11 protein-coding genes, 1 tRNA gene and 1 pseudogene are annotated in these 9535 nt (G+C 69.6%); 7 read left to right on the top strand and 6 right to left on the bottom strand.

The window, feature by feature from the left end; all coding sequences use genetic code 11:
• Window positions 1–350 precede the first annotated feature (350 nt).
• Window positions 351–845: an SMI1/KNR4 family protein gene (locus tag C1I93_RS24610; RefSeq protein ID WP_111245663.1), complete on the top strand. Its 495-nt coding sequence runs from the start codon at window positions 351–353 to the stop codon at window positions 843–845.
• Window positions 846–1052: 207 nt separating this feature from the next.
• Here the strand turns inward: C1I93_RS24610 and C1I93_RS24615 are convergent, their stop codons facing one another.
• Window positions 1053–1478 carry a hypothetical protein gene (locus C1I93_RS24615; protein ID WP_223256699.1) on the bottom strand — a complete coding sequence of 142 codons (426 nt, stop codon included), beginning with the start codon at window positions 1476–1478 and terminating at the stop codon, window positions 1053–1055.
• 895 nt (window positions 1479–2373) lie between these two features.
• On the opposite strand from C1I93_RS24615, the pseudogene C1I93_RS32065 reads away from it, so the two are divergent.
• Window positions 2374–2717, top strand: a pseudogene (locus tag C1I93_RS32065) (site-specific integrase); the annotation flags it as partial.
• A gap of 87 nt (window positions 2718–2804) precedes the next feature.
• Here C1I93_RS32065 and C1I93_RS24625 read toward each other — a convergent pair.
• Window positions 2805–2876, bottom strand: a tRNA-Val gene (locus C1I93_RS24625).
• A 50-nt stretch (window positions 2877–2926) separates the two neighbouring features.
• A complete protein-coding gene (locus C1I93_RS24630) occupies window positions 2927–3382 on the bottom strand; it encodes a TIGR02611 family protein (protein ID WP_420811795.1) in 456 nt (151 codons plus the stop codon).
• Window positions 3383–3923: 541 nt separating this feature from the next.
• On the opposite strand from C1I93_RS24630, the gene C1I93_RS24635 reads away from it, so the two are divergent.
• The gene (locus C1I93_RS24635; protein WP_007457244.1) at window positions 3924–4355 is read left to right on the top strand and encodes an SsgA family sporulation/cell division regulator; all 432 of its coding nucleotides are present in this window, start codon (window positions 3924–3926) and stop codon (window positions 4353–4355) included.
• A 72-nt stretch (window positions 4356–4427) separates the two neighbouring features.
• Here C1I93_RS24635 and C1I93_RS24640 read toward each other — a convergent pair whose 3' ends face one another.
• Entirely contained in the window at window positions 4428–5204 is a 777-nt protein-coding gene (locus C1I93_RS24640) for a glucose 1-dehydrogenase (RefSeq protein ID WP_111245666.1), read from the bottom strand.
• Window positions 5205–5413: 209 nt separating this feature from the next.
• Between C1I93_RS24640 and C1I93_RS24645 the strand changes: the two genes are divergently transcribed.
• Both C1I93_RS24645 and C1I93_RS24650 read left to right on the top strand, forming a co-directional pair.
• On the top strand, window positions 5414–6301 hold the full coding sequence (locus C1I93_RS24645; protein ID WP_111245667.1) for a helix-turn-helix transcriptional regulator: 888 nt from the start codon (window positions 5414–5416) through the stop codon (window positions 6299–6301).
• 119 nt (window positions 6302–6420) lie between these two features.
• On the top strand, window positions 6421–6876 hold the full coding sequence (locus C1I93_RS24650; protein ID WP_111245668.1) for an RrF2 family transcriptional regulator: 456 nt from the start codon (window positions 6421–6423) through the stop codon (window positions 6874–6876).
• 146 nt (window positions 6877–7022) lie between these two features.
• Here the strand turns inward: C1I93_RS24650 and C1I93_RS24655 are convergent, their stop codons facing one another.
• Window positions 7023–7640, bottom strand: a complete 618-nt coding sequence (locus C1I93_RS24655; RefSeq protein WP_111245669.1) for a malonic semialdehyde reductase — start codon at window positions 7638–7640, stop codon at window positions 7023–7025.
• A gap of 285 nt (window positions 7641–7925) precedes the next feature.
• On the opposite strand from C1I93_RS24655, the gene C1I93_RS24660 reads away from it, so the two are divergent.
• Together C1I93_RS24660 and C1I93_RS24665 are read left to right on the top strand one after the other, a co-directional pair.
• Window positions 7926–8105, top strand: coding sequence for a DUF4236 domain-containing protein (locus tag C1I93_RS24660; protein ID WP_111245670.1), 180 nt, complete (start codon window positions 7926–7928; stop codon window positions 8103–8105).
• Window positions 8106–8273: 168 nt separating this feature from the next.
• Entirely contained in the window at window positions 8274–8777 is a 504-nt protein-coding gene (locus C1I93_RS24665; protein ID WP_111245671.1) for a potassium channel family protein, read from the top strand.
• Here the strand turns inward: C1I93_RS24665 and C1I93_RS24670 are convergent.
• The coding region (locus C1I93_RS24670) for a hypothetical protein (RefSeq protein ID WP_111245673.1) at window positions 8752–9535 on the bottom strand (784 nt) is incomplete at its 5' end. The genes C1I93_RS24665 and C1I93_RS24670 overlap by 26 nt on opposite strands.

Genomic DNA, 9535 nt, shown 5'->3' on the forward strand with positions numbered 1-9535 from the left:
AGTGAACCAGGTCAACCGCGTCACGCTGAAACTCTTCCGTGTACTTCGATGGACGCCCCAACGGGGACACCCCTTCCTCTGGACCAACATCCAGTCTCAGGGTGTCCACATCTCAGGGGGAAGGCCAACACGCCGGCGACTCCTGGTCCTGTCAGCACGCCGACCTCTCGTTTGTAAGTTCTGGGCGCTCCGTCCGGGCGCGTCCGGACGCGTCTCTGACATCGAGCGTTGATCCGCCGTCGGCTGGGCTCTGGCTCGCCCTGTTCGGCCCTGTTGCTGCCACCGTTGCTGTCGACAGCAACAGGGACACCGGCGCCCCGGGACTGGCTCCAACCAACTACCGTCGACCCGTGCTCGATCCCGTAGCCGTCTTCGACGGATCCGGTCCATTAGAGGATCCGCTCACCGACGAGACTCTACGGGCGGTGGAAGCCCAGCTTGGATACCAGCTGCCTGCCGCGTACGTGGAACTGGCTCGTCGACACAACGGCGGTGCGTTCGCCCGTGACGCCCACCCTGCACCCAGCCGAACCTCATGGGCTGGGGACCACGTTGGCGTGTACACACTCGCGGCGATCGGTCGAACTGCTGACTTCAGCCTCTGCGGCGAGTTCGGCAGCGCGTTCTGGGTAGCCGAATGGGGCTACCCCGCCATCGGCATCTACATCGCCGACTGCCCGTCGGCGGGTCATGACATGATCGCCCTCGACTACCGCTCGCCCGGTGAGCCGGCCGTCGTACACGTCGACCAGGAGCGGAACCACCAGATCACTGTCCTCGCTCCCGATTTCGAAACCTTCGTGGCAGGTCTCGTCGAGGAGTCCGAGTACGACGTCGACGACTGACCGCCGGATCCGCGACGGTGTAGTTTCAGCCGGTCAGACGTTGAAGCGGAACTTCGAATGGCCGTGGCCTGACCTGCGTCGAGCCGCTCGGAGTATTGGTCGCGGCCTTCAGGTTGGGGTTGTCGCACTTGCACATCGAGCCGAACCGAGCTGCGTGACGTGTGGTACAGCTCGGCAGGCGACGGCTGGTCGCCTGCCGAGCTGGCGTCAGCTCAGAGGTTCCACCGTGCGGTTGCCCAGAGCGGAGGTGAGTCGCACCGGGACCACCGACTCCTTGGCGATTGCTGGGCACTCCTTGCCGGCCGCCTCGGGTAGCAGTCCGACGCGGATCCGCAAGCGCACCGCCGTTTCACTCTCTGTCACTTCCGGGTCGGCGCCGTAACAGTCGGCGGGTCCGGCCGTCACGGTGACCTCGAGGGTCCGATCGTCGACACTGCGCCAAGAGCGCCACTGAACAACCTGCGCGTCGATGAGGTCGGTCCGGGGCGGCAACGCCTCAAGCCGTGTCGGTCCGGTCGGCGCTCGGACGCCTGACGTGTCGCTGCCGGGATCGGCCGCGGAGTCGCAGGCGCTCAGTGCGGCCACCACAGCCAGCAGCCAGGCGGCCAGTGGAAGTGGTGGCCGCATGCTCATCGGTTCAACTTACCAATCAGCGTTGGCGGCGTTCATCGCATCGACGACAGCCTGGTCGAAGTATGGCCCCTTGTTGACGCCCTCGCTGTTTACCGTGGAACAGTGACCGGCGGTGATCTAATCCGCCGTTGACACGGCGCGGCCGGCTGCCGGCGGCGAACCCCCACCACACTCTGGACTACCCGTGTCCGGCGGCACCGGGCTTCCTGCTTTTCGCGCCAGCCGCCGGGCGTGTTGCGTGGCCTCCCATACCAGCCGGCAGCCGGTCTGTCGGGTCTCGGGACCTGCGTGACACTCCGCGCGTTGAGTCGCTGGCCGCTGTCTCAGCGGTCGAGGTGCAGCCAGCCATCGGGTTCAAGGCGCTGCGGTGATCGCCTGGCTGGAAACATGGGCGGATGAGGTCGAGGCTACGCAAGCTACACATCGACGGCCGGGAGTTCACCTGGAAGGCCGACATCCGGTGCGTCTCTGGCCCCGACGGTCGTCTGCACCGCTGCATCAGGATCCGCGTATGGGGTGCGGGAAAGAACGGTCGCGCTCTACAGGTCGATCTGACCGAGAAGCCCTACTCAGCACCCACCGTCGCCTCCGGCGATCAGTACGTCGAGACCGACGTCCACGGCAGTGGGGAGACGTGCCCATTTCCGACAGCTGCGGACGTCCGTGTTCTTGTCCGTTACGGGCTCATCACTGGATGGACGCCGGAAGCGTTGGGTGGGACGTTCCAAGTCACGTCGGCGGCTGAGCTTGAGCTACCGGGATTCACCATCACTGATCTTTTGCGGGTCGACCAACACCGCTAGCGCTGGCATAGACACCATGCGGCCAGGTGCAGCGCACGACAACGTTCCCGGCGGCATAGGTTGGCGGCACATCACCCAAGGTCCCGAGACTCCGGTGCTGCCAGGCGGTCCCGTTGACGCGCACGGTCAGCGATATCCGGATCATCTACGCCGCGTACGCCCTGGTCCTCGTCACCGGCCTACGCAAAGGCGAAGCGCTCGGCCTCACCTGGCGGACGTCGACCTCGACGCCGGGGAGCTGACCATCGGCCGGCAACTGCAACGCGTACGCGGAAAGCTCCTGCGCCGCGACACCAAGACCCAGGCGTCCGACGCCACCCTGCCCCTACCCCTGCCCGACATCTGCGCCGCCCGCTTCTCCGTGACGATGGAGATCTACACCCAGGTTTCGTCGCAGGCGACCAGGGACGCCCTCAAACGCCTCGGCGAATCCCTGACGCGATGGCGAACTGCTGCACTTCGCTGCTGTACGGGCAGCCAAAAAAAGCCACCTTCATCGATGGAAGGTGGCCTTTGAAGTGCGTGGGCGATACTGGGATCGAACCAGTGACCTCTTCGGTGTGAACGAAGCGCTCTCCCGCTGAGCTAATCGCCCTCAGCGCGGATGACTCTACCCGATCGTGCGACCGGACCGCGAACCCGGGGTCAGTGCGTCGCGAAGTAGTGGAGCACCCCGGCGATGACGTCGATGCCGAGGCTGTGCTTGATCGAGAAGAGGGCGACGGCGCCGACGAAGACGATGCCTACCGAGCCGAGTACGAATCTCACTCCTAGTGACTGCCTCTTCACCCAGGCGGCCCAGCCGTAGACGTGGCGGCGAGTGAAGGCGAGCAGTCGTTTTGCCCAGTGGAACTCCACCGCCCAGATGCCGAGGCCGGCGATGACGATCAGCCAGCCGGGGCCGGGCAGTGGGATGAGCACGATGCCGACACAGACCACGATGGCACCCAACGCGCCAAAGATGATCTTGAGCGCGACCCGGCCAGTGGGATTGGCCCGGATGAGTGCGAGGGTGGTGGATATTCGTCGCCGCCAGCGCGACGGCTCGCGCCGCGCGGACCCGGCGGCACCACTCCCCTCGCGTTCCGCACCGCCGTTCACCTCGACCGACCCACCGTTCGCCTCGACCGGACCTGTTCGCCGCACCGAGGACTTACCCCGTCCGGCGGGGCTATTCCCACCGGCGTAACGACGCCCGTTGCGGCCGGCCTGGCCGTCACCGTTGGGGCCGCGTTCGGCTACGGAACGTGGCCGCTGGCCGCCCTGCTTCCCTTGCACCCCGTACCCCCCGCTATTCGGCTACACGGACCACGACGTTCGACGGGATCCGTGCCGCCATGAGGTCCACTGAGGAACACCTACCGACCTTTTCCACCCCAGTGTGACGCTCGCCCGTCACTGTGACGGCCGACTGGACGTTACCGGAGTAAGTCGACGACTGAGCCACCCGATGCCGGGCCGGATCTTCGCACTGGGCAGAACCGGAAATCCTACATGAATTTTCACATTCACGCGGCCTTTCGGACCCCCTTCCCACCACTGGGTGAAGTCAGCGCATGGCGGAGCGTAGCCAGGAGTAGCGGCTGAGTATGGGAAAAGCGGGACACGCGCGTTCCGCAGCGGTGCCGGGGGGAGAACGTTCATGAGTGTCATCCGACCGACGACCGTAGAGGTCGAGACGTCACTAAGGCTCGTCGCACCTGACGCCACCGCCTTGCCGGTGCGCGCCAGTCTGCGCTACGACCCTGCTGACCCGTATGCGGTACATGTCCTGTTCCATGCTGAATCGGCCGGCGGCGAGGCGGTCAGCTGGTCGTTCGCCCGCGAGCTGCTGGTCACCGGGCTCGACGAACCGGCAGGCATCGGCGACGTGCGGGTCTGGCCCTGGGCGACGCCGCGTGGGGACTTCGTCGCCCTGGCGCTGTCGTCACCCGACGGTAACGCCCTGTTCGAGGTGCCGCGCAGCGTGTTGGTGCGCTTCCTGCGCCGTACCTACGTCGTCGTCCCGCGCGGCCGGGAGGCCGAGCACCTGGACGTCGACACGGCGGTGAACCGGCTGCTCGCCGGTCGCTGACCAGCAACGACACGAGGGCCGCGCGGGAGCTGCCGACTCCGCGCGGCCCCGGTCTGCCCCCGCCGGGACAGGTCAGCCGTGGGTGGTGAGGCCGCCGTCGACCGGGATCACCGCGCCGGTGAGGTAGGCGCCGGCGCGGGAGGCCAGGTAGATCGCGGTGCCGGCCATGTCCTCCGGTCGACCGATCCGGCCGAGTGGCACCTGGGACTCGATGGCCGCCCGGGTGCCCGGGTCGTTCAACGCGAAGGCCATCATCTTGCTCTCGAACGGCCCGGGTGCGATCGCGTTGACGGTGATCCGCTCGCCGGCCAGCTGGTGCGCCAGGTTGCGGGTCAGCATGTGCACCGCCGCCTTGGTGGCCGAGTACGCGTACACCTCCATGGCCGGGACCCGGATGCCGTCGACGGAGCCGATGTTGATCACGCGCGCCGGATCGTCCGGACCGGCGGCGGCCCGCAGCGCGGGCAGCAGCGCGGCGGTGAGCCGGAAGACCGCCTTGACGTTCAGCGCCCAGAGCTTGTCGAACGCGCTCTCCGGATAGTCCTCAAGCGGTGCGCCCCAGGTGGCACCCGCGTTGTTGACGAGTACGTCCAGGTGGCCGACCCGGTCCCGGACGGTGGCAGCCAATCCCTGCACGCCCTCGTCCCGGCCCAGGTCGGCGGGGATCGCCTCGCACCTCCCCGCGGCGGAGAGTTCCTCCGCCACCGCCTCGCACGCCTCCGCGCTGCGGGACGAGATGATCACGCGGGCGCCGGCCGCGACGAAGCCTCGGGCGATCATCAACCCGATGCCCCGCGAGCCGCCCGTGACCAGCACGGTCTTGCCGTCGACCGAGAACAGATCCGTCATGCCCCACTCCTCGCGAGCCGATTGGTGTGCCGCCGATGGTCGGGTGGCCGGCGCCCACCGCTCGGCACCACCACGACGACAGCTCACTACCGATCGGTAACCTATCGGCCCGCCGACAACCCGGACAAGCCCATCAGCAGGTGACGAGGTGTGCGGCACGGGGCGGGATGAGATGCGTTCGCCCCGGCTGCGGGCTAACGTCGCAGCTGATGGTCCCTTCCGGTCACCTCGCCCCAGCCCTGCCCGACGCTGTCTCCGGTTCCGTGGAGATCGACACGGCCACGCTGGCCAGCCTCGCCCCCGACGCGGGGTGGCGCCGCCAGGTGTTGCTGGATCGAGAGCTGATCGTGCTGGCCACCGGCGGCCACGGCCATGCCGAAGTCGATTTCCGCGCCCTGCCCTGCCGGCCCGGCACGTTACTGCGGGTACGCACCGGCCAGGTGCTGCGGTGCACGCCCCCGCACCTGGCCGCCACGGTGGTCCGCTGGCGCCCCGAGGCGCTGGCCGGGCTGGACGTCAACGTGGCCGACGTCCCGCCCCGGGTCCAACTGGCCGGCGAGGACGAGGACGCCGTCATCAACGAGGTGAGCCAGTTGACCGTGGACTCGCGCCGGCACCGGGACACCCCGGTCGGCCGCAGTCTGCTGCGTCACCAGCTGACCGTACTGCTGCTGCGGTTGAGCACGCTGCCGCCGCGAGCCCGCCGTGCGGCGCGCCCGGAGGAGCTGACCTTCCAGCGGTTCCACCGCGAGGTGGAACTCGGCTACCAGCACACCCGGCGGGTCGAGGACTACGCCGACCGGCTGGGCTGCTCGGTGCGTACGCTGACCCGGGCCTGCCTGGCGGTGACCGGGCGCAGCGCCAAGCAGGTGCTTGACGAGCGGGTCGCGCTCCAGGCCAGCCGACTGCTGGCCGCCACCGACGAGCCGATCGCCCGGATCGGCAGGCAACTCGGTTTCACCGAGCCGACCAACTTCGGCCGGTTCTTCACCCGCGAGATCGGGGTCAGCCCCGGTGCCTTCCGGGCGGCCCGTGAGCAGCCCGGGCCGGGTCCGCTGGTGCGCCCCCGGCCACCCGCCGAGGCCGCCGGCAGCTGAGTGGCCCGCCCACCCGCCGGCACGTCGACAGGTCGACATGTCAGCCCCGCCTGAGCGGCCGGAGGGCCGACGTCGGCCCGGCGACGCCCTGGCTGGGGCCGGGCGGGCATGATGGCAGGGTGCAGATCTCCGCGCGTGGCGACTACGCGGTGCGGGCGGCGCTGAGCCTCGCCGCCGCGTACCCGGCACTGCTGTCCACCCAGACCATCTCCGCGGAACAGGACATGCCGCGTAAGTTCCTCGAGGCGGTGCTGGCCGACCTGCGTCGGGCCGGCCTCGTCCGGGCCCAACGGGGCGCCGAAGGCGGCTACATGCTGGCCCAACCGCCACGGGAGGTGACCATCGGCGCGGTGCTGCGCGCGGTGGAGGGCCCGCTTGCCGGCGTACGCGGTCTGCGCCCGGAGGAGACCACGTACGAGGGGGTGGCGCAGCACCTGCCCGGCTTCTGGGTCGCGGTGCGCGCCTCGCTGCGTCGGGTGGTCGACGAGGTGAGCCTGGCCGACGTGGTCAACGGACGGCTACCGGCCCACGTCCGGCGGCTGACCACCCTTCCCGACGCCTGGGAACCCCGTTAAGGAGGGGTCCCCTGCTAACGCCTCGTGTAGAGGAAGGGCCCCCTGTTAACACTCGCCACCGAGCACGGCAGCGCCAGGCGAGCACGGCAGCGCCAGGCGAGCACGGCAGCGCCAGGCGAGCACGGCGGGGGTGGGGCGGGTATCGGTCAGATGGTGCGCAGCACGTCGTCGGTGCCCAGGCGGGGTAGGCGGTCCTGCCACGCTTGTGGGCCCGGCCGGCCGATGTTGATCACCAGTAGTGCCTCGTGCCGGCCGTCTGGGAAGAACTCCCTGGTCACGCCGGCCGGGTCGAAGCCGGCCATGGGTCCGGCGGCCAGTCCGGCGGCACGTATGCCGACCAGCAGGTAGCCGATCTGAAGGGCGGCGTTGAAGCGCGCCTGCGCGGCCCGCGCGTCCTCGTCGGCGGCCAGCCAGTCGCGGGCCTGCGGGCGGTGTGGGTACAGCTCGGGCAGCCGCTCGTGGTAATCCAGATCGGCGGCGGCGACGACCACCAGCGGCGCGACGGCGGTCTTCGCCCGGTTGCTGCTGGACAGGTACGGCAGCAACCGGTCACGGGCCTGCGGTGAGCGGACCAGCAGCAGGCGTAACGGTTGCCCGTTGTAGGCGGTCGGGCCGTACCGCATCAGGTCGTGGATCGCGGCGATCTGCTCGTCGGTGACCGGCTCGTCGGTGAAGGTGTTGGCCGTGCGGGCGGCCCGGAAGAGCAGGTCCTGCCCGGCCTGGTCCAGCGTGAGCAGGTCGTCACGCAGGTTGGCCGCGGTCATGCCGGTGCGCTGCTGGTCACCGGGCGGAGCTGGCCCGCAGTGGACGTCGGCGCAGCACCACGAGGGTGTCGCGAGTTCAGGTGAGACATGAGGGTTCCTCTCCAGGCGACGCCCGATCCAGGCTACACCTATCTCCTGAGTAGGATTTACGGGGCCGTGGACGCGCTGGATTCGCCCAGGACGACGTCCACTGCGGACGAGTGGGGTTTGACAGATCGACGGCTGGGGCATCTTCGATGCGCGCAGGTGCCACGACCAAGGGACCGCGACGAAGGGAGGCCCACAATGGGTGTGATGTTGCGAAAGCGCAAGAAGTTCGGGCCGCTGATCCTGCACTTCACGCAGAATGGCTTCTCGTCCTGGAGCATCAAGCTCGGCCGGTGGTCCTGGAACTCGCGGGCCAAGGCGCACCGGGTCGATCTGCCGGGGCCGCTGCACTGGAAGCAGGACAAGTCCGGGGCGTGAGTCCCGAGCTTCAGCGGGGTGCCGGTTCTCATCGGCACCCCGCTGAGGTGTCCGGCGAACACGAGCCCGGCCCGCATCGGACGGTGGCGTACCCGGATCACCGCGCATTGTCCGCCCGGGTGCGGAAACGCCTCACCAGAGACCGGCTGATAACCGGACAATCTACGCATGAAACGGAACACGGGCCGCCGGCAGGAGCTTCGCCGGGCCTGGCTGTCCTGCGTACTGCTCGTGGTTGCCTACTTCGTCGTGCCGGTGGAGGCCGACCCCAACGCGGTGCGGATGGGCGTACGCATCTCCCTCACCCTGCTGCTGACGGGCGCCGTCGCCTGGCTGGTGACCGGTCAGGTGCGTCGGCAGCTCGCCGCCGGCAGCAGCGGCGAGTCCCGTGCACTCACCCACCTGGCGGTGGTCCTGGTCGCCGGTCTGCTCGCCTTCGCCTTGGCCGACTACGTGGTGGCGCGGGCCGCCCCGACCCAGTTCGTCGCCCTGGGCACCCGGATCGACGCGCTCTATTTCGCGGTGGCCACGCTCACCACCGTCGGGTACGGCGACGTGCACGCCCAGGGGCAACTCGCCCGGGTGCTGGTCATCGTGCAGATGGTGTTCAGCATCGGGGTGATCGCCACAGGCGTGTCGCTGGTGGTCAAGCAGCTGGTCCAGCGGCAGTGAGCAGCACGTCGCCGCCGAGCCGGCCCTGCTCCGGTGCGCGGCTCACCCGGGCCGTGTCGAGCAGCGTGGTCATCGCCCGTAGCGCGTCCACGGCCCGGTAGGCGGTGGCGGTGACGGCGTACCGGCGCAGCTCGGTGACCGTACGCGGACCGTGCCGCACCAGCTCGGCCAGCAGGACGCCTGCCAACGGCTCCGGATCCACCTCCGGCGCGGGTGCCAGCGGCTCGCCGTGCGGGCCGACCATGCGGAGCCCGGTTGCCCACAGCTCCTCCTTCAGCGCCTCGAGGCTGCGGTCCGAGCCGGTGCCGAACCCGATTCGCCTGCCGGCGTCGGCCAGCTCGACAGCTGTCGACAGTGGAAATCCGGCGTCGCCGAGTGCCGCCCGCAGGGGTGTGCCGGCAGCAGCGAAGAGCAACGCCTCGGCGGGCCGCCCGGTCGCGGCGGCGGAGAGCGCCACCGGGTCCGCGGCGTCCGCCCCTTCCAGGTAGGACAGCATCGGCGCCCCGGCGGCGCCGGCCGCGCGCAACGCCACCGGCAGCCGGCTCGGCGGGCCGGGCATCAGGTGTACGGTCACCTCGGGCGGCAGTTCGGCCTCGGCCGCGCCGAGCCGTGTGGGCAGGTCCGGGGCACCGTCGGCCAGCACCAGGACGGTGAGCCGGCAGCCCCGCAACCGGTCGCCGTACTCGCCGATCACCCGCAGCGCCTCCTCCGCCGGGCCTCCGTCGCCATCCGGGCAGGCCACCACGACGGTCCCCCGC

Source organism: Micromonospora endophytica (genome assembly GCF_003236305.1).
Lineage (GTDB): Bacteria > Actinomycetota > Actinomycetes > Mycobacteriales > Micromonosporaceae > Micromonospora > Micromonospora endophytica.